At 73.8% G+C, this 26,149-nt stretch carries 24 protein-coding genes; 16 read left to right on the top strand and 8 right to left on the bottom strand.

What is annotated here, in order from left to right; genetic code table 11:
- Positions 1–37 precede the first annotated feature (37 nt).
- On the bottom strand, positions 38–238 hold the full coding sequence (locus tag AC2A1K_RS06685) for a DUF5703 family protein (RefSeq protein WP_483895539.1): 201 nt from the start codon (positions 236–238) through the stop codon (positions 38–40).
- A gap of 163 nt (positions 239–401) precedes the next feature.
- Positions 402–1,409 (bottom strand): aldo/keto reductase, encoded by a 1,008-nt coding sequence (locus AC2A1K_RS06680; RefSeq protein WP_483895538.1) that lies wholly within the window; start codon positions 1,407–1,409, stop codon positions 402–404.
- A 101-nt stretch (positions 1,410–1,510) separates the two neighbouring features.
- Here AC2A1K_RS06680 and AC2A1K_RS06675 point away from each other — a divergent pair, with 101 nt between their 5' ends.
- The 6 genes from AC2A1K_RS06675 (at position 1,511) to AC2A1K_RS06650 (ending at position 7,079) form a co-directional block, all read left to right on the top strand.
- Positions 1,511–2,359 carry an undecaprenyl-diphosphate phosphatase gene (locus AC2A1K_RS06675; protein ID WP_483895855.1) on the top strand — a complete coding sequence of 283 codons (849 nt, stop codon included), beginning with the start codon at positions 1,511–1,513 and terminating at the stop codon, positions 2,357–2,359.
- Between the two features lie 127 nt (positions 2,360–2,486).
- Positions 2,487–3,218, top strand: coding sequence for a histidine phosphatase family protein (locus AC2A1K_RS06670; protein WP_483895537.1), 732 nt, complete (start codon positions 2,487–2,489; stop codon positions 3,216–3,218).
- A gap of 70 nt (positions 3,219–3,288) precedes the next feature.
- Positions 3,289–3,858: a DUF3090 domain-containing protein gene (locus AC2A1K_RS06665; RefSeq protein WP_378023797.1), complete on the top strand. Its 570-nt coding sequence runs from the start codon at positions 3,289–3,291 to the stop codon at positions 3,856–3,858.
- Between the two features lie 115 nt (positions 3,859–3,973).
- Positions 3,974–4,756 (top strand): SCO1664 family protein, encoded by a 783-nt coding sequence (locus AC2A1K_RS06660; protein ID WP_483895854.1) that lies wholly within the window; start codon positions 3,974–3,976, stop codon positions 4,754–4,756.
- Between the two features lie 83 nt (positions 4,757–4,839).
- Complete coding sequence (locus tag AC2A1K_RS06655) at positions 4,840–5,778, top strand: MBL fold metallo-hydrolase (RefSeq protein WP_483895536.1); 939 nt, start codon at positions 4,840–4,842, stop codon at positions 5,776–5,778.
- A complete protein-coding gene (locus tag AC2A1K_RS06650) occupies positions 5,775–7,079 on the top strand; it encodes an MFS transporter (RefSeq protein WP_483895535.1) in 1,305 nt (434 codons plus the stop codon). Before AC2A1K_RS06655 ends, AC2A1K_RS06650 begins: the two co-directional genes overlap by 4 nt.
- On the opposite strand, the gene AC2A1K_RS06645 is transcribed toward AC2A1K_RS06650, so the two are convergent.
- The 3 genes from AC2A1K_RS06645 to AC2A1K_RS06635 all read right to left on the bottom strand — a co-directional run bounded on the left by AC2A1K_RS06645 (position 7,025) and on the right by AC2A1K_RS06635 (position 8,964).
- Positions 7,025–7,825, bottom strand: coding sequence for an enoyl-CoA hydratase/isomerase family protein (locus tag AC2A1K_RS06645; protein ID WP_483895534.1), 801 nt, complete (start codon positions 7,823–7,825; stop codon positions 7,025–7,027). The genes AC2A1K_RS06650 and AC2A1K_RS06645 overlap by 55 nt on opposite strands.
- Positions 7,826–7,999: 174 nt before the next feature.
- A complete protein-coding gene (locus AC2A1K_RS06640; RefSeq protein WP_483895533.1) occupies positions 8,000–8,665 on the bottom strand; it encodes a class F sortase in 666 nt (221 codons plus the stop codon).
- Entirely contained in the window at positions 8,662–8,964 is a 303-nt protein-coding gene (locus tag AC2A1K_RS06635) for a hypothetical protein (protein WP_483895532.1), read from the bottom strand. The genes AC2A1K_RS06640 and AC2A1K_RS06635 overlap by 4 nt, the downstream gene beginning before the upstream one ends.
- A gap of 244 nt (positions 8,965–9,208) precedes the next feature.
- Between AC2A1K_RS06635 and AC2A1K_RS06630 the strand changes: the two genes are divergently transcribed.
- The 6 genes from AC2A1K_RS06630 (at position 9,209) to AC2A1K_RS06605 (ending at position 17,401) form a co-directional block, all read left to right on the top strand.
- Complete coding sequence (locus tag AC2A1K_RS06630; RefSeq protein WP_483895531.1) at positions 9,209–10,678, top strand: ATP-binding protein; 1,470 nt, start codon at positions 9,209–9,211, stop codon at positions 10,676–10,678.
- Positions 10,668–12,662 (top strand): VWA domain-containing protein, encoded by a 1,995-nt coding sequence (locus AC2A1K_RS06625; RefSeq protein ID WP_483895530.1) that lies wholly within the window; start codon positions 10,668–10,670, stop codon positions 12,660–12,662. The genes AC2A1K_RS06630 and AC2A1K_RS06625 overlap by 11 nt, the downstream gene beginning before the upstream one ends.
- A gap of 296 nt (positions 12,663–12,958) precedes the next feature.
- Entirely contained in the window at positions 12,959–14,209 is a 1,251-nt protein-coding gene (gene mshC, locus AC2A1K_RS06620; RefSeq protein ID WP_483895529.1) for a cysteine--1-D-myo-inosityl 2-amino-2-deoxy-alpha-D-glucopyranoside ligase, read from the top strand.
- A gap of 35 nt (positions 14,210–14,244) precedes the next feature.
- A complete protein-coding gene (locus AC2A1K_RS06615; RefSeq protein WP_483895528.1) occupies positions 14,245–14,601 on the top strand; it encodes a DUF2237 family protein in 357 nt (118 codons plus the stop codon).
- A gap of 187 nt (positions 14,602–14,788) precedes the next feature.
- Positions 14,789–16,189, top strand: a complete 1,401-nt coding sequence (eccB, locus tag AC2A1K_RS06610; protein WP_483895527.1) for a type VII secretion protein EccB — start codon at positions 14,789–14,791, stop codon at positions 16,187–16,189.
- A gap of 27 nt (positions 16,190–16,216) precedes the next feature.
- On the top strand, positions 16,217–17,401 hold the full coding sequence (locus AC2A1K_RS06605; protein ID WP_483895526.1) for an MFS transporter: 1,185 nt from the start codon (positions 16,217–16,219) through the stop codon (positions 17,399–17,401).
- A 6-nt stretch (positions 17,402–17,407) separates the two neighbouring features.
- Here the strand turns inward: AC2A1K_RS06605 and AC2A1K_RS06600 are convergent, their stop codons facing one another.
- Positions 17,408–18,532 carry an MFS transporter gene (locus AC2A1K_RS06600; RefSeq protein ID WP_483895525.1) on the bottom strand — a complete coding sequence of 375 codons (1,125 nt, stop codon included), beginning with the start codon at positions 18,530–18,532 and terminating at the stop codon, positions 17,408–17,410.
- Entirely contained in the window at positions 18,529–19,404 is an 876-nt protein-coding gene (locus AC2A1K_RS06595; protein ID WP_483895853.1) for a PAC2 family protein, read from the bottom strand. The genes AC2A1K_RS06600 and AC2A1K_RS06595 overlap by 4 nt, the downstream gene beginning before the upstream one ends.
- Positions 19,405–19,622: 218 nt before the next feature.
- Here AC2A1K_RS06595 and metH point away from each other — a divergent pair, with 218 nt between their 5' ends.
- The 4 genes from metH to hisG all read left to right on the top strand — a co-directional run bounded on the left by metH (position 19,623) and on the right by hisG (position 25,300).
- Positions 19,623–23,168 carry a methionine synthase gene (metH, locus tag AC2A1K_RS06590; protein WP_483895524.1) on the top strand — a complete coding sequence of 1,182 codons (3,546 nt, stop codon included), beginning with the start codon at positions 19,623–19,625 and terminating at the stop codon, positions 23,166–23,168.
- 15 nt (positions 23,169–23,183) lie between these two features.
- Positions 23,184–23,894, top strand: coding sequence for an HAD family hydrolase (locus AC2A1K_RS06585; protein ID WP_483895523.1), 711 nt, complete (start codon positions 23,184–23,186; stop codon positions 23,892–23,894).
- Between the two features lie 213 nt (positions 23,895–24,107).
- On the top strand, positions 24,108–24,371 hold the full coding sequence (locus AC2A1K_RS06580; RefSeq protein WP_483895522.1) for a phosphoribosyl-ATP diphosphatase: 264 nt from the start codon (positions 24,108–24,110) through the stop codon (positions 24,369–24,371).
- 35 nt (positions 24,372–24,406) lie between these two features.
- Positions 24,407–25,300 carry an ATP phosphoribosyltransferase gene (gene hisG, locus AC2A1K_RS06575; RefSeq protein ID WP_483895521.1) on the top strand — a complete coding sequence of 298 codons (894 nt, stop codon included), beginning with the start codon at positions 24,407–24,409 and terminating at the stop codon, positions 25,298–25,300.
- A gap of 3 nt (positions 25,301–25,303) precedes the next feature.
- Here the strand turns inward: hisG and AC2A1K_RS06570 are convergent, their stop codons facing one another.
- Complete coding sequence (locus AC2A1K_RS06570) at positions 25,304–26,113, bottom strand: thioesterase family protein (RefSeq protein ID WP_483895520.1); 810 nt, start codon at positions 26,111–26,113, stop codon at positions 25,304–25,306.
- Between the last annotated feature and the right edge of the window lie 36 nt (positions 26,114–26,149).

Raw genomic sequence — 26,149 nt, 5'->3', positions numbered from 1 at the left:
TCTCCGGTTCTCGGATCGGCCGGGACCGGCGCGCTCGCTAGGTCGCGAGGCCGGCGACCAGCGAGCGCGAGAGCTTGCGGCGCAGCCAGACCTTCCGGGTGCCGTCGGCGTAGAGCAGCGTCCGTGCGAGTTCCCAGCCACCGAACTCGGCGCGGATGCCCAGCTGGACCGTCGCGGAGATCCGCGTGACGTCCGGGGGCAGCCGCACCGGCTGGTACTCCCAATCCCCTTCGACCACCGGCGCTCCGACGAGGGCTCCCCCTCCACCATCGGCAGAGCCGCGGGCGCCACCAGTGTTCACGAGCCGACCACCTCCGGGACACCTGACCCAGCCGCACCACCGTACGCACAGCTCCGCACCCCGCGCACCCATCACAGCGCCCGGTGGACACCCGAGTCGATCACTCCCAGGGCGGGAGGTCCGGCTCCTCGGCCTCGTCGTCGAGCACCGACGTGCCCGACGGGCCCGAGGGGGAGCTGACGTCGTCGAGCGCCCCTCGGATCGCCGAGGGCAGCACGAGCTCCTCCGCGGCCAGCGAGCCGAGCAGCTGGGCGCCGTCGCGCGCCCCGACGACCGGGGCGACGACACCCGGCCGGTCGCGGACCCAGGCGAGCGCCACGGCCAGCGGCGACGTGCCGAGCCCGTGCGCGGCGGTGACCACGGCCTGCACGATCCGGGCGGTGCGCTCGGTGCGGTGGCGGTTCACGTACCCCGCGAGGTGCTCCGAGGCGCCGCGGGAGTCGGCGGGCACGCCCTCGCGGTACTTGCCGGTGAGCACGCCGCGCCCGAGCGGGCCCCAGGGCATGAGGCCGAGCCCGTGGTGCTCGGCGGCCGGCAGCACCTCGGTCTCGACCGACCGGTCGAGCAGCGAGTACTCCGACTGCACCGACACCAGCGGCAGCGAGGTCAGGCTCTGGCGGGTCGCGGCCGACGCGACCTGCCAGCCCGTGTAGTTCGCGATGCCCGCGTACCGCGCGCGCCCGGTGGTCAGCGCCACGTCGACCGCCGCGAGCGTCTCCTCGAGGGGCACGTCGTCGTCCCACTCGTGCAGCTGCCACAGGTCGACGTAGTCGGTGTTCAGCCGGTCCAGCGAGTCGTCGAGGGCCGTGAGCAGCGCCGCGCGCGAGGCGCCCCCGCCGAACGGGCCGTCCTCGCGGCGCGCGCCCGCCTTGGTGGCGACCACGACCTCGCCCCGCGGGATCACGTCCTCGAAGAGACCGCCGAGGATGCGCTCGGCCTCGCCGCCCGAGTACACGTCCGCGGTGTCGACGAGCGTGCCGCCGGCGTCGAGGAAGGCCAGCAGCGACGCGCCCGCCTCGTCCGCGTCGGTGTCACGGCCCCAGCTCATCGTGCCCAGGGCCAGCCGCGAGACCCGCAGGCCGCTCGTGCCCAGGCGTCGCTGTTCCACGGGGAGGCAGCTTACGAACAGGTCACGGTCGCGGTCCGGGGGGCACGCCGAGCAGAGACCCGAGGGGACTACCGTCCGTCGCCGTGACAGCGGGTGCACCCATGGGATGGCTCGAGGCGGTGGTCCTCGGCATCGTGCAGGGACTGACCGAGTTCCTGCCCGTCTCGTCCTCGGCACACCTGCGGATCACCTCGGCGTTCTTCTTCGGCAACGACGCGGGCGCGGCGTTCACCGCGGTCACCCAGCTCGGCACCGAGACCGCCGTGCTCATCTACTTCTTCTCCGACATCTGGCGCCTGCTCAAGGCCTGGTTCGTCGGCCTCGCGAAGCGCGAGGAGCGCGGGTACGACTACAAGCTCGCCTGGTACGTGATCCTCGGCTCGATCCCCATCGGTGTCGTCGGGCTGCTGTTCGAGGACGCCATCAAGGGGCCGGCCCGCAACCTGTACCTCAACGGCGCCGTGCTGGTGATCTTCGCCCTGGTCCTGGCCCTCGCCGAGCGCTACGGAACGCAGCGCCGGGGCTCCGACCAGCTCACGCTGCGCGACGGTCTCGTCATGGGCTGTGCGCAGGCGATGGCGCTGATCCCGGGCGTCTCGCGTTCCGGCGGGACGATCACCGCGGGTCTGTTCCTCGGTCTCGAACGGGCCGTGGCGGTGCGGTTCTCGTTCCTGCTGGCCCTGCCCGCGGTGTTCGCGTCCGGGCTGACGCAGATCCCGGACATCCTCGACCCGACCGCGTCGGACGTGCAGGGCGCCGTGGTCGTGTTCCCGAGCGTCGCGCAGATGATCGTGGCGACGCTCGTCGCGTTCGTCCTCGGCTACGCCTCGATCGCCTGGCTGCTGCGGTTCGTCGAGAACCACACCATCTACGTCTTCGTCTGGTACCGGGTCCTGCTCGGCCTGATCGTGCTGCTCGCCGTCAGCAACGGCGTCGTTCCTGCGGTGTAGTCGCGGCAGGCCGGTTCGGTACCTCCCGCTCCTCCGTCGCGGGACCTACCGACGTGCGGCGCCGCGGCCACCTGGGCGTGGCCACGGCGGGAGCGGGCACCTCGATCCGCGTAGGTAGGGTCGTGTCGTGACGACGGTGATCCTGTTGCGGCACGGCCGGTCCACGGCCAACACCTCCGGGGTGCTCGCCGGTCGCACACCCGGCGTGAGCCTCGACGACCACGGGCGCACGCAGGCCGAGAAGCTCATCGACCGTCTCGCCGAGCTCCCGCTCGCGGCGGTCGTGACCTCGCCGCTGCTGCGCTGCGAGGAGACGCTGGCGCCGTTGCTCTCCGCGCGCGGGCTCACCGAGACCGTCGAGCCCGACCTCGCCGAGGTCGACTACGGCGACTGGACGGGCCGCAAGCTCGGCGACCTGGGCAAGGAGGACCTCTGGAAGGTCGTCCAGGCGCACCCCTCCGCCGCCGTGTTCCCCGGGGGCGAGGGGCTGGCCGCGATGCAGGCGCGATCGGTCGCCGCGATCCGCCGCCATGCCGCCCGCATCGGCGCCGAGCACGGCGAGAGGTCGCTGTGGGTGGCCTGCAGCCACGGCGATGTGATCAAGGCCGCGGTCGCCGACGCCCTGGGCCTGCACCTCGACTCGTTCCAGCGGATCGTCATCGACCCGTGCTCGGTGAGCGTGATCAGCTACACGCCGACGCGGCCCTTCGTCGTCCGGGTCAACGACACCGGCGGCGACCTGTCCGCGCTGGTCCCGAAGCCGGAGTCGGAATCGAAGGACGGTGCGGACGAGACGCCGCCCACCGAGGACGCCGTGCCCGCGGAGGCCACCGTCGGGGGGTCGACGGGAGTAGCATGAAGCTTCCGCCGACGCCAGAGGACACCGTCCTCCAGCGGCGCCCTGCCCGGAGTCCTACGATCGAGATGTCATGCCCAGGGTGATCCACGTCTTCCGCCAGCCCGACCGGTTCGTCGCCGGGACCGTCGGGCAGCCCGGTGAGCGCTCCTTCTACCTGCAGGCCACCGAACAGGCCCGGAAGGTGAGCGTGCTGCTCGAGAAGCAGCAGGTCTCGGTGCTCTCGGAGCGGATCGGCACCCTGCTCGAGGAGGTGTCGCGCCGCTTCGGTGCGGACGTCCCCGTCACCGTGCCCGAGGACGAGGTGGACACCTCGCCGCTCGAGGTCCCGGTGGAGGAGGAGTTCCGGGTCGGCACGATGGGCCTGGGCTGGGACGCCGAGTCGCGCAACGTCGTCGTCGAGCTGCTCGCGGTCACCGAGGAGGAGATCGACGAGTCGGTCGTCCTCGACGACACCGACGAGGGCCCCGACGCCCTGCGCGTGTTCCTCTCGCCGGCCGGGGCCCGCGCGTTCGCGACCCGCGCCGAGCGGGTCGTGGGTGCCGGCCGCCGCCTGTGCCCGCTGTGCACCCAGCCGCTCGACGCCGCCGGACACGTGTGCCCGCGGCAGAACGGCTACCGACGCGTCACCACCCCCGAGTAGGCGCGTGGACCGGGAGACGCACGGCAGCAGCAGGCCGCGGGACAGGGAGCGTTCGAGGGAGCACGCCGACAGGGGAGCCGGACCGTCGAGCTCGGACGAGACCACCCACGATGCCCTGGAGCTGCTGCTCCACGGCCGTATGGAGGTCGAGGGCCGCCTCACCGAGGCCTCCAACACCACCCTGTTCTGCTCGATCGCCGTCAACGGCGTCGAGGAGCACTGCGTCTACAAGCCGGTGCGCGGCGAGCGCCCGCTCTGGGACTTCCCCGACGGCACGCTCGCCGGCCGCGAGGTGGCGACCTTCCTCGTCAGCGAGGCCGCCGGGTTCCGCGTGGTGCCGCCGACCGTCCTGCGCGACGGCCCGTTCGGGCCCGGGATGGTGCAGCGCTGGATCGAGACCGACGACGAGCGCGAGCTGGTCGACATCCTGTCGCCGAAGGACGTCGGGCAGGGCTGGCGCACCGTGCTGCGCGCCCGCGGGATGGACGGGGACCCGGCGCTGCTGGTGCACGCCGACGACCCGGCGCTGCGGCGGATGGCCGCGCTCGACGTCGTCGTCAACAACGCCGACCGCAAGGGCGGGCACATCCTCGCCGGGCAGGACGGCGGCGTCTACGGCGTCGACCACGGCATCTGCCTGCACCGCGAGGAGAAGCTGCGCACCGTGCTGTGGGGCTGGGTCGGCGAGCCGCTCACCGACGACGTCCAGGACGGCCTGCGCAAGCTGCGCGCCGCGCTGTCGCCCGGCAACGCCGCCGGGCTGAACGACACCCTGCACGACCACCTCACCCGCGCCGAGGTGACCGCGCTGCGCTCGCGGGTATCGACGCTCCTCGACACGAACGAGCTGCCCGCGCCCGGCGGTCGGTGGCCCCCGATCCCGTGGCCCGCCTTCTAGCCCGTCCTGCCCCACTGTGAGCACTTTCCGGGGCCATAGGCCCGGAAAGTGCTCACATCGCCGTGAACCGAGGTGCCACCGCCGTGCTGTTCGCACGCCGCGATCCGCGCTGGCCGCGCGACTTCCACCACCGGCGCACCGCCGAGCTGCTCAACCCGCTGCAGGCCTTCGAGCTCCTCCGGACGTTCCCGGCCGAGCGGGACGGCTCCGGGATCCCGGTGGTCGCCGCCGACCCGCGCCCGCCGGCGGCCGGGCCCGGGCGGATCGCGGTCACGTGGCTGGGCCACGCGTCGGTGCTGCTGCACGTCGACGACGTGACGTTGCTGGTCGACCCCGTGCTCGTGGGCGGCATCCCCGGTGCGCGTCGGCGGCTGACCGCGCCGGCTCTCACCCCCGAGCAGCTGCCGCCGATCGACGCCGTGCTGATCAGTCACGACCACTACGACCACCTCGACGCGCCCACCCTGAAGCGCCTGCCGCGCTCCACGCCCGTACTCGTCGGCGGCGGCAGCAGGCCCTGGTTCGCCCGGCGCGGCTTCACCGACGTCACCGAGCTGGACTGGTGGGAGAGCACCCGCATCCGTGGCGTCGGGATCGAGTTCGTCCCCGCCCACCACTGGTCCCGTCGCACGCTCGGCGACACCTGCCGGCGGCTGTGGGGCGGATGGGTGGTCACCGGTGCCGACGGCCGTAGCGTGATCCACTCCGGCGACACCGGCTACGGCCCGTTCCCGGCGCGCGTCGGGAGACGCCACCGCGACATCGCGGTCGCCGTCCTCCCGATCGGCGCGTACGCGCCGCGGCGGCTGCTGCGCGGCGTGCACATGGACCCCGCCGAGGCGGTCCGGGCGGCCGGCGACCTCGGCGCGCGCCACCTCGTCCCCATTCACTGGGGCGCGTTCGTGCTCTCCGGCGAGCCGGTGCTCGAGCCGCTCGAGCGGGTCCGCGAGGAGTGGGTGCGCGACGGGCGCGATCGCGCCGACCTCTGGGACCTGCCGGTCGGAGGGACACGCGTCCTGTGACCACCGTGGTCCCTCCACGCCTCTCCGGGCAGGCCCTCGCGGTCTGGGGCGTCGCCGTCCTCGCCTACGTCGCCGCCGTGCTGGGCCGGTCGTCGCTCGCGGCCACCGGCGTCACCGCCGCCGAGCGCTTCGACGTCCCGTCAGGCGTGCTGTCGCTGCTCGCGGTCGTCCAGCTCGCGGTGTACGCGGCGCTGCAGATCCCCGCCGGGGTGCTCGTCGACCGGATCGGGTCGCGCCGGGTGATCGCGGGCGGGGCCGTGCTCGTCGGCGTCGGGCAGGTCGTCCTGGCCCTGGCCGCGCCGTTCTGGCTGGCCGTCGCCGGGCGCATGCTCGTCGGTGCCGGCGACGCGGTGACCTTCGTCAGCGTGCTGCGGCTGATCCCCTCGTGGTTCCCGGCGCGCCGCGTGCCGCTGCTCAACCAGCTCGCCGGGATCCTCGGCCAGCTCGGGCAGGTGATCTCGGCGGTCCCGCTCGCCGCCCTGGTGCTCGGGACGGGCTGGACGCCCGCCTACCTCGCCGCCGGCGGCACCGCGGTGCTCGTCGCCGTGCTCGTGGTCGCGGTGGTGCGCGACGGCCCCGCCGGCAGCAGCGCCCCCGCCGGCCCGAGGACCGCCGGGGGACTGCGGGCGGCGCTGCGCGAGCCCGGGGTGACGTTGGCCTTCTGGTGCCACCTCGCCGCCCCGTTCCCCGGCAACGTGTTCGGGCTGCTCTGGGGCTTCCCGTTCCTCACCGGCGGCGAGGGCCTCGCGAGCGGAACCGCCCGCGGCCTGCTCGTGCTCTACGTCGTCGCGGGGATCGTGGTCGGGCCGCTGCTCGGCACGCTCGCCGGGCGCTTCCCCGCGCACCGGGTGCGGCTGGTCGTGGTCGCCACGCTCACCCAGGCCGCGTCGTGGCTCGTCGTCCTCGCCTGGCCCGGCCCGGCGCCGCTCGCGCTGCTCGCCCTGCACGTCGTCGTGCTCGGCGGCGGCGGGCCGGCGTCCCTGGTCGCCTTCGACATCGCCCGCGCCGCGGTGCCCCCGCAGCGCATCGGGCGCGCCTCGGGGATCGTCAACGTCGGTGGCTTCGTCTCCACCGTCGCCGTCGTGCTGATCGTCGGCGTCGCCCTCGACCTCCAGGGCGCCGGCACGCCCGACACCTACACGCTCGACGCGTTCCGGGTCGCCATGCTCGTGCAGGTGCCGGTGTGGGCGGCGGCGCTGCTGGGGATCGCGCGCGCGGCCCGCCGTGTGGACCAGCGGGTCCGCGCTCAGTCCGCCGCCGACGGGAACCGCGGCGCCCGCTTCTCCCGCAGCGCGGTGTAGCCCTCGACGACGTCGGGGCCCAGGAAGGTCAGCATCTCGTAGGCCGCCGACTGGTCGAACGTCGGGCCGGCGCTGCGCAGCCAGTTGTTGAGGCTGCGCTTGGTCAGGCGGATGGCCTGCTGGGAGCCGGTCCCCAGGGTGTCGGCGACGCGCAGGGCCTCGTCGAGCACCTGGTCGCGGGGCAGCGCCTTGGCGACCATGCCGAACCGCTCGGCCTCGGCACCGGTGACCATCTCGCCGGTCAGCAGGTAGTAGCGGGCCTTGGCCATGCCCGCGAGCAGCGGCCAGATGATCGCGGCGTGGTCGCCGGCGGCGACGCCGAGCTTGACGTGGCCGTCGCCGAGCCTGGCGTCCTCGGCGGCGATCGCGACGTCGGCCAGCAGGGCCACGACGACGCCCGCCCCGACGGCGACCCCGTTGATCGCCGAGATGATCGGCTTGTCGCAGTCGATGATGTTGTAGACCAGGTCGGACATCTCGCGCAGCATGTGCTGCACGCCGTCGTAGTCGCCGGCCATCCGCTCGACCATGGCGAGGTCGCCGCCCGCGGAGAACGCCTTGCCGGCGCCGGTGATCACCGCGACGCGTGTCTGCGGGTCGTCGTTCACGTCGCGCCAGACCCGGGCGAGCTCGCCGTGGAGTCCCTCGTCGGCGGCGTTGTACTTGTCCGGCCGGTTGATCGTGATCAGCAGGACACCGTGCTCGCGGCGCTCGAAGATCAGCTGCTGGTAGCCCTCGAAGGACAACGTCGACACTCCTCGGTCAGCGGGTACGGACGGTCTCGCACAGGCCCGCGCGTCGTCCTGGATCGCCTGCGCCGCGGCCCGCTGGTCAATCTTCTTCCCGGTCGCGGTGGGCGGCAGCCCGTCGACGAACCGGTACGCCCGCGGACGAGCTCGCGGACACCCTGATGACGCTGGTCACCCCCGGCCGGTGAGCGCGGCGTAGACGATCACGTTGTCCTCGTAGGAGCGACCGGTGGCGTCGAGCGCGCCGCCGCAGGTGATCAGCCGCAGCTCGGCGCCCGCGGTGTCGCCGTAGACGTCGCGGGTCGGGAACCAGTCCTTCGAGACCTGCACGGTGCCGGTCACCGTGAAGACGGCGAGCGACCCGTCGCGCCGGGTGATCGTGATCCGGTCGCCGGCGGTGGCGTCGGCGAGGTCGGCGAAGACGCCGCGCTTCCCGTCGCCGTCGACGTGCCCGACGACCACGGCCGGACCGCGCTCCCCGGGCGTGGGCCCGTGGCGGTACCAGCCGGCCTGCTCCGGGGTGTGCACCGACGGCACCTCGATCCGCCGCCGGGCGTCGACGCCGACCGGCACGAGCGAGGAGCAGGCGTCGAGGCGGTCGACGGTGATGGCGAGGGGGTCGGACGCGGCCATCGGTGCCGGGTCGGCACGCCACGGCGTCGTGACCGGCGGGCACGGGTCGGCGCTCGCCCCGGCCCCGGCCCCAGCCGAGGTCATGGTCGCGGTCGCCACGCCCATCGCCGCGCACGCGGCGCTGAGGACGAACGCGAGCACGGCCAGGAACCGGACGACGAGCGAGGAGTCGACCGGGGGGTCCGCGCGACGGTGCCGGTTCACCGCTGCGACGACGGCCGGCGTGCCGCGACGGCACCCGCCACCAGCAGGCCGATCCCGCCGCCGGACCACCAGAGCACCGACGAGGAGACGGACAGGGCCGGGACCTCCTGCTCCACCACCTCCTCGAGATCGGCCGCCGACCCGTCACCGGTCGGCGCTGCGCCGACGGGGATCACGTCGAACGCCTCGGTGCCGTTCGCGTCGTAGACCGTCGGCGCGGCGGACGCCGGTCCGGCCGTCCCGAGGAACAGGAGGGCCGACATCCCGGCCACCACCGCGCAGTGCCTGGATCGCTGCATGATCACTCCACAGACGACTCACGACCCTCCCGCCCCGCGCGGGAGGAGCCGACGCAGTCAACTCCAGTGAGTGTTCAAACCACACGTAGCGTGACGGCGCGTCGGCCGACACCTTCGGGGGATCCCGGCGGACGCGACGGATCGGGCGCAACGGACGTGGGTACCGCCCGAGTCGCCTCCCGGGAGATGTTCTCGGACCGCAGAGCGGGGGGCCGGATCACGTCCCGCGACGTAGCGTGGAGAGGTGAGCTCTTCTGCTGCTCCCTCCGTTCCTCCTGTTCCCGCAGGTCTCCCCACCACCGCCGGTGAGCTGGCCCGCAGCGGCCACCCGGCGGCGACGGTCCGCGGTGTGCGGACCGAGCTGCGTGAGAACCTGCTGGCTCGCCTGCGCGCCGGCTCCCAGGACGGCAGCGACCCCTGGCCGGGGATCGTCGGGTTCGACCGCACCGTGCTGCCCCAGTTCGAGCGCGCGATCCTCGCCGGGCACGACGTGGTGCTGCTCGGCGAGCGCGGCCAGGGCAAGACGCGGCTGCTGCGCAGCCTCGTGAACCTGCTCGACGAGTGGACCCCGGTCATCGAGGGTTCCGAGCTGGGCGAGCATCCCGCCGAGCCGATCATCCCGGCCAGCAGGCGCCGTGTCGCCGAGCTCGGCGACGACCTGCCGATCACGTGGCGGCACCGCGACGAGCGCTACGCCGAGAAGCTCGCCACGCCCGACACGAGCGTCGCGGACCTCATCGGCGACGTCGACCCGGTCAAGGTCGCCGAGGGCCGCAGCCTCGGGGACCCGGAGACCATCCACTACGGCCTCGTGCCGCGCGCGCACCGCGGCATCGTGACGATCAACGAGCTGCCCGACCTCGCCGAGCGCATCCAGGTCGCGCTGCTCAACGTCATGGAGGAGCGCGACATCCAGGTGCGCGGCTACACGCTGCGCCTGCCGCTGGACATCATGCTCGTGGCCAGCGCGAACCCCGAGGACTACACCAACCGCGGGCGGATCATCACCCCGCTCAAGGACCGCTTCGGGGCCGAGGTCCGCACCCACTACCCGCTCGAGGTCGCCGGCGAGGTGGCCCTGACGCGCCAGGAGGCCCACCTCGTCGCCGAGGTGCCCGACCACCTCGTCGAGGTCCTCGCGCGCTTCACCCGCCACCTGCGCCAGTCCGGCGCGGTCGATCAGCGCAGCGGCGTGTCCGCCCGCTTCACGATCGCCGCGGCCGAGACCGTCGCGGCCGCCGCGCTGCGTCGCGCCGCGGTCACCGGCGAGGAGGTCGCCGTGGCCCGGCCCGTCGACCTCGAGTCGGTGCCGCCGGTGCTGCGCGGCAAGCTCGAGTTCGAGTCGGGGGAGGAGGGCCGCGAGGCCGAGCTGCTGACCCACCTGCTGCGCCGCTCGATCACCGAGACCGCCCGCGCCCGGCTCGCCGGGGTCGACCTGTCCCCGCTGGCCGACGGCGTGTCGGCCCTGGAGGGCGACCGCCGGGTCGTGACCGGCGACCGGGTCGCGGCCCGCCAGGTGGTCGACGCCCTGCCGTCGATCTCGGTGGTCCACACCGTCGCCGAGCGTCTCGGCGCCGCGGGCACCGAGGCGCCCGGCCCGCTGGCCAGCGCCGTCGAGCTCGCCCTGGAGCACCTCTACCTCACCCGCAAGCTCGCGAAGGACAACCTGTACGGCGGGGACGCCGAGGACGGAACGGTGGCCTATGGCGGCTGAGCCCACCGGCCCGGAGGGGCAGGGCCCGAGCGGGCACTACTCCTACGGGCGGTACGACGACGGCCCCGACCCGCTCGCCCCGCCGTTCGATCTGCGCGAGGCGATGGACCAGCTCGGCCGCGACGTGATGGAGGGCACCTCGCCGCGGCAGGCGATGCAGGAGCTGATGCGCCGCGGGCTGCGTCAACAGGATGGGGAGGAGCAGCAGGGTCTCGACGACCTCATGCGCCGGCTCAACGAGCGGCGCAGCCGGCTGCAGCGCACCCACCGCCTCGACGGCACGCTGCAGGAGATCCGCGAGCTGCTCGAGCAGGCGCTCGAGGCCGAACGGAACTCGCTGCAGGCCGAGGACTCCGACGATGCCCGCTTCCGCGAACTGCAGCTCGACGCGCTGCCCCCGTCGCCGGCGGGCGCGGTACGCGAGCTGCAGGACTACGACTGGCGCAACGCCGAGGCGCGGGCCGCCTACGAACGGATCCAGGACCTGCTCGGCCGGGAGGCGCTCGACCAGCGCTTCCAGGGCATGAAGCAGGCGATGGAGAACGCGACCCCGGAGGACGTCGAGCGGGTCCGCGAGATGATCTCGGATCTCAACGACCTGCTCGAGGCGCACGGCCGGGGTGAGGACACCACCGACCTGTTCCGCGAGTTCATGGGCAAGCACGGCGAGTTCTTCCCGGAGAACCCGCGGACCACCGACGAGCTGATCGACCTGCTGGCGGAGCGGTCGGCGGCGGCCCAGCGGATGATGAACTCGCTGTCGGCCGAGCAGCGCGCGGAGCTCGAGGGCCTCATGCAGCAGGCCTTCGGCGACCCACGGCTGGCCGAGCAGCTCTCGCGGCTCGACCAGCAGCTGCAGGGCATGCGCCCGGGCGAGGACTGGCAGGGGCGCGGCCGCTTCCGGGGCGAGGACCCCCTCGGCATGGGCGAGGCGACCCGGGCCATGGAGGAGCTCGGGCAGATGGACGCCCTGGCCGAGCAGCTCTCGCAGTCCTACCCGGGCGCGCGCATGGAGGACATCGACCTCGAGGCGCTCGAGGCGACGCTCGGCGAGCAGGCCCGCGTCGACGCGCAGCGCCTGGCGGAGCTCCAGCGTGAGCTCGAGCGGCAGGGGGTGTTCCAGCGTGCGGCGGACGGCTCGCTGATGCTCTCGCCCAAGGCGCTGCGCCAGCTCGGGCAGTCGTCGCTGCGCGACGTCGTCGGGTCGCTGTCGACGCGACGTGGCGAGCGGGAGACGCAGCGCTCCGGCGCGGCGGGCGAGGCGACCGGTGCCACGCGGCCCTGGTCGTTCGGCGACACGGAGCAGTGGGACGTGCCGCGGACGCTGCTGAACGCGGAGATGCGGCACGCGTCCGGGGACGCGCGGGCCCTCGACGTCACCGACGTCGAGATCGTCGAGACCGAGCAGCGGACCCGCGCGGCGGTGGCCCTGTGCGTCGACACCTCGTGGTCGATGGTCGCCGACGGGCGGTGGGTGCCGATGAAGCGCACGGCGCTGGCGCTGCACCACCTGGTCTCGACGCGGTTCCGGGGCGACGCGCTGCAGCTCGTCACCTTCGGGCGCCACGCCAAGGAGGTCGAGCTCGGGGAGCTGACCGCGCTGGAAGGGGCGTGGGAGCAGGGCACGAACCTGCACCACGCGCTCCTGCTGGCCGGGCGGCACCTGCGCAAGAACGCCGACGCGGCGCCGGTCGTCCTCGTCGTCACCGACGGCGAGCCGACCGCGCACCTCGAGCCCGACGGGCACGCGGCGTTCGACTACCCGCCGAGCCCGGAGACCCTGCGGGCGACGCTCGGCGAGGTCGACGCGCTGGCGCGGCTGAACGCGGCGATGACGGTCTTCATGCTCGGGGACGACCCGCGCCTGGAGGCGTTCGTGGATCTCGTCGCCCGGCGCGCCGGCGGACGGGTCGTGAACCCCGATCTCGACGGGCTCGGAGCCGCCGTGGTGAGCGACTACCTGGCGAGTCGCCGACGACGCTGAGCGCATCGGCGCAACGGCGAACGCCCTGACCGGGTGAACGAACCGCCCGCACTCGGGCGTCACGACTACGAGGGGCGACACCGCGTACGCTCGACCGTGGCTGGAGCCGATCCCCCCCCCGCGGCTCCCGGCCACCCCGGCCGGGTCCGTCATCCCGTGCAGGGGCGACGTGCTCGCCCACGACGGCCCTGCTGACACGACCCGGCCGGGGTTCCACCCGGGTGTTCGCGCCGGACGCGCGAGCGGTTCGCCACGAGCACCGGACGCCGCGGCCCGTCGGGCTTAGGCTCGTGACCATGCGAGCCTGGTCATCGGTCGACATTCCGCGGGTCCCCGGAAGCCCGCCCCCGCTGCGCCTGCACGACACCGCGAGCGACAGCGTCCGGCCGACCTCGCCCGGAACGACCGCGCGGATGTACGTCTGCGGCATCACGCCCTACGACGCCACCCACCTCGGCCACGCCGCGACCTACCTGGCGTTCGACCTGATCAACCGTCTGTGGCTCGACGCGGGCCACGACGTGCACTACGTCCAGAACGTCACCGACATCGACGATCCCCTGCTCGAGCGGGCCGAGCGCGACCGCGACGACTGGGTGGTCCTCGGGATGCGCGAGACCGCGCTGTTCCGCGAGGACATGACCGCCCTGCGGATCGTCCCGCCGCGGGAGTTCATCGGCGCCGTGGAGGCCGTCGACGAGATCAGCGAGCTGGTGGGCAAGCTCCTGGCCAGCGGCGCGGCCTACCGTGCCGACGACGAGCGCTTCCCGGACGTCTACCACGACCACACCGCGACCCGGGACTTCGGCTACGTCTCGCGCTACTCCGAGGCGCGGATGCTCGAGGTCTTCCCCCAGCGCGGCGGCGACCCCGAACGGCCCGGCAAGCGCCACCCGCTCGACGCGCTGCTGTGGCGCGTGGCCCGCGAGGGGGAGCCGTCCTGGGCCTCCGACCTCGGCGAGGGGCGCCCCGGATGGCACGTCGAGTGCGCCGCGATCGCGCTGAACCGCCTCGGCGACCAGTACGACCTGCAGGGCGGCGGGTCCGACCTCGCCTTCCCGCACCACGAGTTCGGCTCGGCCCACGCCGAGGCGCTCACCGGCGCGCACCCGCTGGCCCGGCACTACTGCCACGCCGGGATGATCGGCCTCGACGGCGAGAAGATGTCGAAGTCGAAGGGCAACCTCGTCTTCGTCTCCCGCCTGCGCGCCGACCGCGTCGACCCGATGGCGGTGCGCCTCGCCCTGCTCTCCGGACACTGGCGCAGCGACCGGTCCTGGACCGCCGACCTGCTCACCGCCGGCCAGGCGCGTCTGCACCGCTGGCGCGAGGCGGCCGCGGCCCGGACCGGCCCGGACCCCGAGGACACGATCGCCCGCGTGCGCGCGCACCTCGCCGACGACCTCGACACCCCGGGCGCGCTGGCCGCCCTCGACGCCTGGGCCGACGAGGTGCTCACCCGCCGGGGTGGCGAGTCCTGGACCCCCGACGGCCCCACCCGCATCGCCGACGCCGTCGACGCGCTGCTGGGCGTGCCGCTGCGATAGGCGCTGGATCGGCTCCGCGCGGGTACCTGGACCCCATGGCCCGCAACGTCCTCGGCGGCGAGCTCGCCGACTGCAGTCACGACCCCGTCACCGGCTTCTACCGCGACGGCTGCTGCCAGACCGGTCCCGAGGACGCGGGCGTGCACACCGTGTGCGCCCGCGTCACCGAGGAGTTCCTGAGCTTCAGCGCGTCCCGGGGCAACGACCTCACCCGCCCGGCGCCGCACTTCCCGGGCCTCACGCCGGGCGACCGCTGGTGCCTGTGCGCGGACCGGTGGTCCGAGGCCCTGGACGCCGGCGTCGCCCCGCCGGTCGTCCTCGAGGCCACCCACGCCCGCACCCTGGAGTGGGTCGACCTCGCCGACCTGGAGAAGCACCGCGCCCCGCAGTGAGCGGCACGCCGCGCATGTCGGCGGGTCGGTGGAGCTGCGGGACGTCCCGGTCGCTGCCTCGTCGTCTCGATCTCTCGATCCCTCGCGGCCGATCGGCCCACGCGCGGCGTGCTGATGCGGTAGGCATCGCTGCGTGCCCTCGAACTCAGCGGGGTCGAGATCCCCTGTCGGCGCGCTCCTGTCGCCCATGCGACTTCCGCCGCCGACGACGACCCAGGTGCAGGCGCACCGGTTCGCCGTGCGCCGCCTGGAGTCCGCGCTGGTGGGCCGCGACCCGACGCCGCGGCACGACCCCGGTCGCCGGCAGAACCGCGCGCTGCTCGTCGGCGCGGCCCTGGGGGCGCTCGCGCTCGCCGGGTTCGCCGTCGTCGGGCTGGTCCGGGGCGACGAGGACTGGCGTGACGAGGCCGTCGTGCGCGGCGAGCCCTCCGGCGCGCTCTACGCCGTCGCCCACGGCCCCGACCGCCTCGTGCCCGCGCTCAACCTGACCTCGGCGCGCCTGCTCGCCGCGGCCGCCGGGAACGACGACGTCCTGGGCCCGCCGGTCCCGGTGCGCGACGACCTGCTCGCCGAGGCCCCCCGCACCGCGCCGGCAGGTATCCCCGGCGCGCCCGCGGTGCTGCCGGATCCCGCGGCTCCCGCTCCCGACGCCTGGGCCGTGTGCGACCAGGTGACCCTCGACCCCTCGGTGCCCGATCCGGCCGCCGACCCCGCGCTCACGACGGTGGCGCTCGGGGGCCTGCCGTGGCCGGGACGTCCGCTCGCCCCGGACGAGGCCCTGCTCCTGCGCGGGGGAGACGGCGCGTTCTGGCTGGTCACCGAGGGACGGCGCGCCCTGATCACGCCGGGGGCCGGGGCCGTCGTCCGGGGCCTCGAGCTCACCGGCGCCCGTGCGCGGGCCGCCAGCCCGGCGCTCCTGGGCACCCTGCCCCAGGGCCCGCCCCTGCAGCAGGTGACCGTGCCCGGCACCGGCACGACGCCCACCGACGCGCGGACCGCCGCGCTCGGCGTCCAGGTCGGCACGGTGGTCAGCCCGGACGACACGCGCTTCTTCCTCGTCGCCGCCGACGGGGTGCAGGAGGTGCCCGCGGTCGTCGCCCAGCTCGCCCGGTTCGCCAACACCGACCCCACCGCCGACCCGGGCATCGCCGCCGTGCCGGCCGGGCGCCTCGTCGAGGCCCCGCGCGTGTCGGTCGTCGACGTCCGGGCCTACCCCGCGACGTTCCCGCGCCCGGTCACCTACGACGCGGCCACCACCGTCTGCGTCCGCCCCGACGCGACGGGCGCCGCGGCGGTGTTCGCCGCGCCCGCCCTGCCCGGCCCGGCCGCGCCGACCCCGCTGGTCGGCCCGCCGCTCGACGGCGCCTGGGTCGCCGGCGCCGGCGCGTACGTCCTGCCCGTGGCGCCCGGCGCCCCGGCCGGAGCGGCGGTGCTCGTCGACCCCGGCGGCCGCGTCCACCCGGTGCCCGACGCGGCCGCCGCGGCGGCGCTCGGCCTCGGCACCCCGCGCCCGGCACCGCGCGCCGTGCTGGATCTCCTCCCGCGCGGGCCCTCGCTGGATCCCCTCGCGGCACAGACCGCCCGCTGAGGTTTCCGGTACGGCAGGGTGCCGGGCATGAGAGGTGCGCTCGCCGCGCCGTGGGCGCTGTGGACGGTCGTGCTCGTCGTCGCCTTCGGCACCAACGTGCCGACGCCCCTGCTCCTGGTCTACCGGGAGACCCTCGGACTCGCACCGACCACGCTGACCGCCGCGTTCGGCGTGTACGCGGCGGGGCTGATCCCCGCGTTGCTGCTCTCGGGCCCCGCGTCCGACCGCCTCGGGCGCCGGCCGGTGGTCGTGCCCTTCGTCGTGCTCGCGGGGCTCGTCTCGATCCTCTTCCTCGCCGCGAACTCGTCGGTGCTCGTGCTGTTCGCCGGGCGGTTCCTGCAGGGCGCGGTGTCCGGGGTGGTGTTCAGCGTCGGCACCGCCTGGCTCGGCGAGCTGGTCGGGGAGCCCGGACGCTCGGCCCGGCTGACCACGATCGCGTTGGCCATCGGCTGGGCGGGCGGTCCGCTGGTCGCCGGGCTGATGGGGCAGTGGGTGGTGCTCCCGACCGTGCTGCCCTACCTCGTGCACGTGGCGCTGATGGTCGTCGCGGTGGCGCTGCTGCCGCTGGTCCCCGAGACGCTCCCGACTGATCGCCGACGCGTGGGCGGCCCGATCGTCAACCTCGGCGTCCCGGCGGGCACGCGGCGCGCGTTCGTGCTCGTCGTGGTGCCGATCGCGGTCGGGGTGTTCGCGTTCCCCTCCACCGCGGCCACCGTGCTGCCCCTGCTGCTCACCCCGCGGATGCCGCACATCGCGGTCGCGATCGCCGGCATCGTCGCCGGGGTGACCCTGTCGACCGGCGCCCTCGTCCCGGCGCTGGCCCGTCGCCTCGGCGCGCAGCGGGCGGGCCCGGTGGGTCTGGCTCTCGGGGCGGCCGGGCTCGGGCTGGCGCTCCTGTCGCTCGCGACGGGTGCCCCGTCCATGCTGCTGCCGGTGCTGCTCCCGGTGGCCCTGCTGCTCGGCGCGGGCTACGGGCTGTGCCTCACGGCGGGGCTGACGATCGTCGCCGGCCTCGCGCTGCCCAGCGAGCGCGGTGCCCTCACCGGCACGTTCTACGCCTGCGCCTACCTGGGCTTCGGCGTGCCGTACCTGCTCTCGGCGCTCGCGGGGGACGGCAGCCTCACCGGCCCGCTCGCCGGGCACGCGATCGTCGCGGCCCTCGCCGGCGCGGCCCTCGCCCTGCCCGCGGCGCGCCGCCTTGTCGCGCCCTGACCCATCTCACCGCCGCGGCGCCAGCATCCCCGCGGCCAGCAGCACGACGCCGGCGAGACCGAACCCGGCCACGGGGGAGAGGTGGTAGGGCGCGAGGAACAGCGCGGGCGACGCGGAGGCCCCGAGGAAGCGCCCGGCCTGAACCACCGACACCCCGCCCGCGGTGGTGCTGCGCAGGACCAGGGTGTTGACGGCGACCAGCACGAGCTGCGCGGCCGCGCCCGCGAGCGCCCACACCGCGGCGACCGCGACCGCCGACGGCAGCACCCCGACCGCACCGACGAGCAGGGCGCCCGCGACCGCCCCGACGCGGATCGTCACGCCCGGACCGAAGCGGTCCACGCCGGACCCGATGAGGCGCGCGGTGAGCAGCCCGCAGACGCCGAAGCCGGTGAGGAGGGCGCCGCGCACCGCGGCACCGAGGGTGAAGGCGTCCTCGACGCGCAGGGCGACGAGGAACGACAGCCCGCCCAGCGCGCCCCACGCGAGCCCGGCGACGAGCCCGAGCCGCAGCACCGAGGGCCGCCACGCGTCGCGCAGGCGCGGCGGCCCGGCCGGGTCCCGTGGGGGATCGGCGGGGATCCCGGCGACCGCGAGCAGCGCGGCCACCGCCGCCACACCGATGAACGCGAGACGCCAGTCGACCGCGGCGGCCAGCCCGCCCACCAGCGGCGCGAACGTCATCCCGGCCGCCTGCAGCGAGCCCATCACCCCCAGCGAGCGGCCCAGACGTTCGCGCGGGCCGACCGCCGCCAGCGAGGCGAGCAGCAGCGGCGTCGTGAACGCGTTCGCCGCCCCCTGCAGCGCCCGCGCGGCGAGGAAGAGCCATCCCGTGCCCGCGATCGCGCCGAGCAGCGAGAACACCACGTACGCCACGTAGGCCACGCGCACCGTGCGACGCGCGCCCCAGCGCTGCCCGAGCGTTCCGGACACGAGCATGAGCAGCGCGAACGGCAGCAGGTACGCCGTCAACGACGCGGAGGCCGCCGACGGCGACAGCCCGAGGTCGGCGCCGAGCTCGGGCAGCATCGACGCCGTGATGCCGCCGCCGAACGGCCCGAGGAACCCGCCCGCGTAGAGCGCGCCGACGCGGACGCGGTCGACGACCGACCGTGGAGGTGCCTGGGTCACCGCTCCCAGGGACCCTTGCCGGGCCCGGGCGGGCCGCCGGCGGTGCCACCCGGGCCCGGCGGGCCGCCGCCCGGACCGCGGCGGCGCAGGTAGCGCTCGAAGTCTGCGGCGATCTCCTCGCCCGAGGCCTCCTCGAGGTCGGTCTCGGCGTCGCCGGCCTCCTCGAGGGCCTTGACGTACTCGCGCACCTCGTCGTCCTCGTCGGCCATCTCCGAGACCGTGCGCTCCCATTTCTCGGCCTGCTCGGGCAGGCCGCCGAGCGGCACCTCGACGTCGAGGACCTCCTCGACGCGCTGCAGCAGGGCGATCGTGGCCTTGGGAGCGGGCGGCTGGGAGACGTAGTGCGGCACCGCGGCCCAGAACGAGATCGCGGGGATGCCGGCCTGCACGCAGGCGTCCTGCAGGACGCCTGCGATCCCGGTGGGCCCCTGGTAGCGCGAGCGCTGCAGGCGGTAACGGGCCGCCGACGCCTTGTCGAACGAGGTGCCGGTGACGGGCACCGGGCGGGTGTGCGGCGTGTCGGCGAGCAGCGCGCCGAGCGTGATCACCGTGCCGACACCCAGCTCGCGGGCGTAGGAGATGATCTCGGAGCAGAACGCGCGCCACTTCATGTTCGGTTCGATCCCGCGCACGAGCACGAGGTCCTGCGCGGACCCCGGCGGACGGCAGCGGGTCAGGCGGGTGGTGGGCCAGTCGATGGCCCGGCTCACGCCGTCGACCAGGCGCATCGTGGGCCGCGAGACCTGGAAGTCGTAGTACTCGTCGGGGTCGATCGCGGAGAGCTCGGTGGCGTCCCAGTGCAGCGCGAGGTGCTCGACGGCGGTACTGGCCGCGTCCCCGGCGTCGTTCCAGCCCTCGAACGCCGCCAGCATGACCGGCGCGGCGGGATCCGCGGGTGCCGCGGCGGGGTCCTCGTTGACGTCCGGGGTGTCTTCCGGGGTGTCTTCCGGGGTGGGATCCGGAGTGGTCTCCGGGGTCGGGACGGGCTCGTCGGGGCGGTCGTCGGGCACGGACACGCGAACAGCCTACGACTCGTGACGAGGCTCGCAGTGCGCCTGGCACTGCTCCTCGATCACGTTACGATCGTGTGATGACTACTTCGAGTGAGTCTGCATTCCTGTCCGCTCTGCATTCCCGAGTACTCATCGGTGATGGTGCCATGGGAACCGCACTCCAGGACCAGGACCTCTCGCTCGACGACTTCCAGCAGCTCGAGGGCTGCAACGAGATCCTCAACGTCTCGCGTCCGGACGCCGTGCTGGCCGTGCACCAGGGCCACCTCGAGGCCGGCAGCGACATCATCGAGACGAACACGTTCGGCACGAACTGGCCGAACCTCAACGAGTACGACATCCCCGACCGGATCCGCGAGCTCGCCCTCGAGGGCACCAAGATCGCCCGCCAGGCCGCCGACGAGTACGCCACGCCCGATCACCCGCGCTTCGTCTTCGGCTCCAACGGCCCCGGCACCAAGCTGCCGACCCTCGGCCACGCGCCCTACGCGCAGCTGCGTGACGCGTACATCGAGTCGGTGCTCGGCCAGCTCGAGGGCGGCGCCGACGCGATCCTCGTCGAGACCTGTCAGGACCTGCTCCAGTCCAAGGCCGCCATCCTCGGCGCCTACCGGGCGATGGACCAGTACGGCAAGCGCGTCCCGGTGATCTGCCACGTCACCGTCGAGCTCACCGGCACGATGCTGGTCGGCTCGGAGATCACCGCGGCGCTCACCGCGCTCGAGCCGCTGGGCATCGACGGCATCGGCCTCAACTGCGCCACCGGCCCCGCCGAGATGAGCGAGCACCTGCGCGCCCTCTCGCGGCAGTCGCGGATCCCGGTCAGCGTCATGCCCAACGCCGGCCTGCCCGAGCTCGGCCCGAACGGCCCCGAGTACCCCCTGGGGCCCGACGAGCTCGCCGACTACTGCGCCTCGTTCATCACCGACTACGGCCTCCAGCTCGTCGGCGGCTGCTGCGGCACCACGAACGACCACGTGCGCGCGCTGGCCGAGAAGTGCCGCGACCTCACGCCGCTCGAGCGCGACCCGCAGCCCGAGCCGGGCATCTCCTCGATGTACCACTCCGTGCCGTTCCGGCAGGAGACCGGCCTGCTGATGATCGGCGAGCGCTCCAACGCCAACGGCTCCAAGGCCTTCCGCGAGGCGATGGTCGAGGAGGACTACGAGCGCTGCGTCGACATCGCCAAGGCGCAGACCCGCGAGGGCGCGCACTGGATGGACCTGTGCATCGACTACGTCGGGCGTGACGGCGTCGCCGACATGGACCGCCTCGCCCACGACGTCTCGACGGCCTCGACGCTGCCGGTGGTGCTCGACTCCACCGAGCCCGAGGTGCTCGAGGCCGGCCTGGAGCAGCTCGGCGGGCGCTCGGCGATCAACTCGGTGAACTACGAGGACGGCGACGGGCCGGACTCGCGGTTCCAGAAGATCATGCGGCTCGCCAAGGAGCACGGCGCCGCGGTCGTCGGCCTCTGCATCGACGAGGAGGGCCAGGCCCGTACCGCGGAGTGGAAGACCCGCGTGGCGTTCCGGCTCATCTCCGACCTGGTCGAGAACTGGGGCATGCGGGTCGAGGACATCATCATCGACTGCCTGACCTTCCCGATCTCCACCGGCCAGGAGGAGGTCCGCAAGGACGGCATCGAGACGATCAACGCGATCAAGCAGCTCAAGGAGCGCTACCCGCAGGTCCAGACCACGCTGGGCCTGTCGAACATCTCCTTCGGCCTCAACCCGGCCGCGCGTCAGGTGCTCAACTCGGTGTTCCTCAACGAGTGCACCGAGGCGGGTCTCGACACCGCGATCCTCAACTCCGCGAAGATCCTGCCGTTCTCGCAGATCGACTCCGAGCAGCGCGAGGCCGCGCTCGACCTCGTCTACGACCGCCGCGAGTCCCGCGACCCGCTGCAGCACTTCATGAACCTCTTCGAGGGCGTGTCGGCGCAGTCGGCCAAGGACGAGCGCGCCGAGAAGCTCGCGGCGATGCCGCTGTTCGAGCGCCTCGCGCAACGGATCATCGACGGCGACCGCAACGGCCTCGAGGCCGACCTCGACGCCGGCATGCAGGAGAAGGACCCGCTGGAGATCATCAACACCGACCTGCTCGGTGGCATGAAGGTCGTCGGCGACCTCTTCGGCGCGGGCAAGATGCAGCTGCCGTTCGTGCTCGCCTCCGCCGAGGTCATGAAGGCCGCCGTGGCCCACCTCGAGCCGCACATGGAGGCGACCGACAACTCCGGCAAGGGCAAGATCCTGCTGGCGACGGTCAAGGGCGACGTCCACGACATCGGCAAGAACCTCGTCGACATCATCCTGTCCAACAACGGCTACGACGTGGTGAACATCGGCATCAAGCAGCCGATCAACGCCATCCTCGAGGCCGCGGACGAGAACTCCGTCGACGCGATCGGGATGTCCGGGCTGCTGGTGAAGTCCACCGTGGTCATGAAGGACAACCTGCAGGAGATGAACGACCGGGGTGTCGCCGACAAGTACCCGGTGCTCCTCGGCGGCGCCGCGCTGACCCGCTCGTACGTCGAGAACGACCTCGGCGAGCTGTACCAGGGCGACGTCCGGTACGCGAAGGACGCGTTCGAGGGCCTCAAGCTCATGGACTCGGTCATGACCGGGGAGGGGCCCTCGGACGAGGAGAAGGAGAAGATGGCCGAGCGCAAGGAGCGCCGCGAGCGCTCCGAGCGCATCAAGGCCAAGCGCGAGGCCGAGGCCGGCGAGGAGAACCCCGCGTTCGACCCGACCGCGATCTCCGATGTCGCGCGACGCATCGAGGTCCCGGCGCCGCCGTTCTGGGGCACCCGCGTGGTCCGCGGCCTGCGGCTGCAGGACTTCGCCGCCCTGCTCGACGAGCGCGCCACCTTCTTCGGGCAGTGGGGCCTGCGCGGCCAGAAGGGTGACGAGGGCCCCTCGTACGACGAGCTCGTCGAGACCGAGGGCCGCCCGCGCCTGCGCTACTGGCTCGACCGGCTGCAGGCCGAGGGCATCACCAGCCACGCCGCTCTCGTCACCGGGTACTTCCCGGTGATCTCCGAGGGCCAGGAGGTCGTGGTGCTCGACGAGGCCAAGCCGGACGCGGGCGAGCTGCACCGCTTCGCCTTCCCGCGCCAGAAGCGCGACCGGCGCCTGTGCCTCGCGGATTTCTTCCGCACCCGCGACGAGGCCCGCGAGCTCGGCGGCGTCGACGTCATGCCGATGAACCTCGTGACGATGGGCCAGCCCATCGCGGACTTCGCCAACAAGCTGTTCGCGGACAACTCCTACCGCGACTACCTCGAGGTCCACGGCCTCGGCGTGCAGCTCACCGAGGCGCTGGCCGAGTACTGGCACCGCCGCGTCCGCGAGGAGCTGACGTTCGCCGACGGCTCGACGATGGCCGACCAGGATCCGGCGGACGTCGGAGAGTACTTCAAGCTCGGCTACCGCGGCGCCCGCTTCTCGCTGGGGTACGGCGCCTGCCCGGACGTCGAGGACCGCGCGAAGATCGTGGACCTGCTCGACCCGAGCCGCATCGGTGTCGAGCTCTCCGAGGAGGACCAGCTGCATCCCGAGCAGTCGACGGACGCGCTCGTCGTGCACCACCCGGAGGCGAAGTACTTCAATGCCTGATCTCCTCCCGGGGCGATGACCGAGCTGCAGGCTGTCCTGTGGGACATGGACGGCACGCTCGTCGACTCCGAGCGGCTCTGGGACGTGTCCCTGGCCGACCTCGCCGCCCACCTCGGCGGCACGCTGACCCCGGCGACCCGCGAGGATCTCGTGGGCTCGTCGCTGCGGCACTCGGTGTCGACGGTGCGCGCCGAGGTCGGCCTCGACCCGGGTGACGAGGACGGCGTCGAGGCCGACGGCCGGTGGCTGATCGAGCGCACCAAGGTCCTGTTCGCCCACGACCTCCTGTGGCGCCCGGGTGCCCCGGAGGCGCTGGCGGCGGTCCGGGCGTCGGGTGTGCCGACCGCGCTGGTGACGAGCACCTACCGAGAGCTGACCGACGTCGCGCTCGACACCGTCGGGCGCGGGTTCTTCGACGTCACGGTGTGCGGCGACGAGGTGCCGGCGACCAAGCCGGACCCGGCGCCCTACCGGCGGGCCGCCGAGCTGCTCGGCGTCGACGTCACGGCGTGCGTGGCGGTGGAGGACTCGCCGACCGGGACCCGGTCCGCGGTCGCGGCCGGCGCCACCGTCCTCGTGGTCCCCTCGGAGGTGGCCGTGCCGCCCGGGGAGCGCCGGGTGCTGCGCGAGAGCCTCGTCGGGACCACGGTGGACGAGCTCCGCGCGGCGCTGGGCTCCGGGGCCGCCGCGCGGCGGGACCACCGGACGCGAGCCGACGTGCACTGAGCGCGTGACGGCCGTGGCCGAGCGGAGGGCGAGCCGTGAGCGAACGGGGGATACGGGACCCGCTCGTGGGCGTGTCCCGGCGCCCGACCGTCCGTTCGGCGCGTCGCGGAGCCCGGAGGGCGCAGCGGGACGGTGGCGAGCGGGAGGAGCCGGGACAGTGGGGACATCCCGTGGTGTGCGACCAGTTTCGGCGACGTGCGACGATGGCTCGACGTGAAGACGTTCGACGAGCTCTTCGACGAGCTGACCGTCAAGGCCCGGGACCGACCGGAGGGGTCGGGGACCGTGGCAGCTCTGGAAGCCGGGGTCCACGCCCAGGGCAAGAAGGTGCTCGAGGAGGCCGGCGAGGTGTGGATCGCGGCCGAGTACGAGACCGACGACAAGCTGGCCGAGGAGATCTCCCAGCTGCTCTACCGCGTCCAGGTCATCATGCTCGGTCGCGGGCTCACCCTCACCGAGGTCTACAAGCACCTGTAGTTCGACACCTGCGGGTGTCGGGAGGAGAAGGACCCATGCTCCGCGTCGCCGTTCCCAACAAGGGATCCCTGGCCGAGGAGGCGTCGACGATGCTGCGCGACGCCGGCTACCGGCAACGGACGGACAGCCGCGACCTGAGCCTGCACGACGAGGCCAACTCGGTCACGTTCTTCTACCTGCGTCCGAAGGACATCGCGACCTACGTCTCCGAGGGCCAGCTGCACCTCGGGATCACCGGGCACGACCTCACCGAGGAGTCCAGCGCCTCGGTGAAGCAGCTGCTCCAGCTCGGCTTCGGGCACTCCAAGTTCCGCTACGCCGCGCCCCTGCGCAACGAGTGGAGCATCCAGGACCTGGCGGGCAAGCGGATCGCCACCTCGTACCCCCGGCTCGTGCGGGCGAACCTCGCGCAGCAGCGGATCGCGGCCAAGGACGTCATCCGCCTCGACGGCGCGGTCGAGATCTCGATCGAGCTCGGCGTCGCCGACGCCATCGCCGACGTCGTGAGCTCCGGGCGGACCCTGGCCCAGCACGGCCTGGTGACCCTCGGGGACCCGATCACCGAGTCGCAGGCGGTCATCATCGACCGCAACGCGAAGTTCGACCAGGTGCCCGACGCCCCCGACACCGAGCGCGAGAAGTCCCGCTTCGTCGAGCGGCTGCGCGGCGTCGTCTACGCCCGCCGCTACGTGATGCTCGACTACGACTGCCCGACCGACCTTCTCGAGCGTGCCGTCGAGCTGACGCCGGGCATCGAGTCGCCGACCGTCGCGCCGCTGTCGAACGACAAGTTCGTCGCCGTCCGCTCGATGGTCGAGCGCAAGCGGGTCAACGACATCATGGACGAGCTCGCCGAGCTGGGCGCCACCGGCATCGTCACCTCGTCGCTGCAGTCCTGCCGCGCGATCGGCTCCGCGAACGGGCACTGACGCCTAACGGGGGCGCACCGTGAGGGCCTGCGCGGCCCGGCCCACGGGGCCGTGCTCGTCGTGCACGACCGCGAACGCCGTGCCCAGCCCCTCGGGACCGATGACGCTGTCGGCGTCGAGCCCGACCCAGGCGCCGCGTGGGGCGCGGTGGACGTGCAGGGTCAGGTCGGTGTTGACGAACAGCCAGTCGTTGAGGTCCAGGCGGGCCGCGGCGCCGTTGGTGGAGTCGGCGACGGCCGCGAGGCACTGCCACGGCGTCGGCTCCTCGCCCTCGACCACCGGCGCGCGCAGGCGCCCCCACGCCCGCCCGGGCCCGGACTCGCCGAGGTGACCCCGCAGCCACCGCCAGTCCACGGCGTCGAGGTAGCCGGGCAGCCAGCCCTCCGGGGCCGGGACCACACGGCCCTCCTCCGGACCCGGCATCGCCGGCCCGGGGTCGGTGGCCGCCGCACGCGTGTCGGTGACCGCCAGGCGCCACCCGGTCGCCCGCGCGACCGACCGGCCCGCCGCGGCGATCTCCGCGACGACGAGCTCGATCGTGCGTCCGGGCCGCTCGACCCGGGCGTGCACGGTCAGCTCGCCCATCGGCACCTTGCCGAGCACCTCGACGGTGACCCGCGAGAGCAGCAGCTCCTCGCGCGGCGCGCACCGCTCGAGCGCGCGGACCAGCAGCGCGCTCGGCGGGCCCATGTGCTGGGCGTCCGGGAACCAGGGTCCGGCGGTCGAGCCGGTCGCGAGCACGCGCAGGGTGTCGTCGCCGCTCTCCGCCGGCGGCAGGAGGCGGAAGAACGGCTCGGTGACGTTCGTGGTCATGCCTCTCCTGGGCGGGGCGGGTACGCCGGACGGCCG

The organism is Actinomycetospora sp. 2LY8.5, from assembly GCF_057180585.1.
This window is presented reverse-complemented; position numbering and strand designations above follow the sequence as displayed.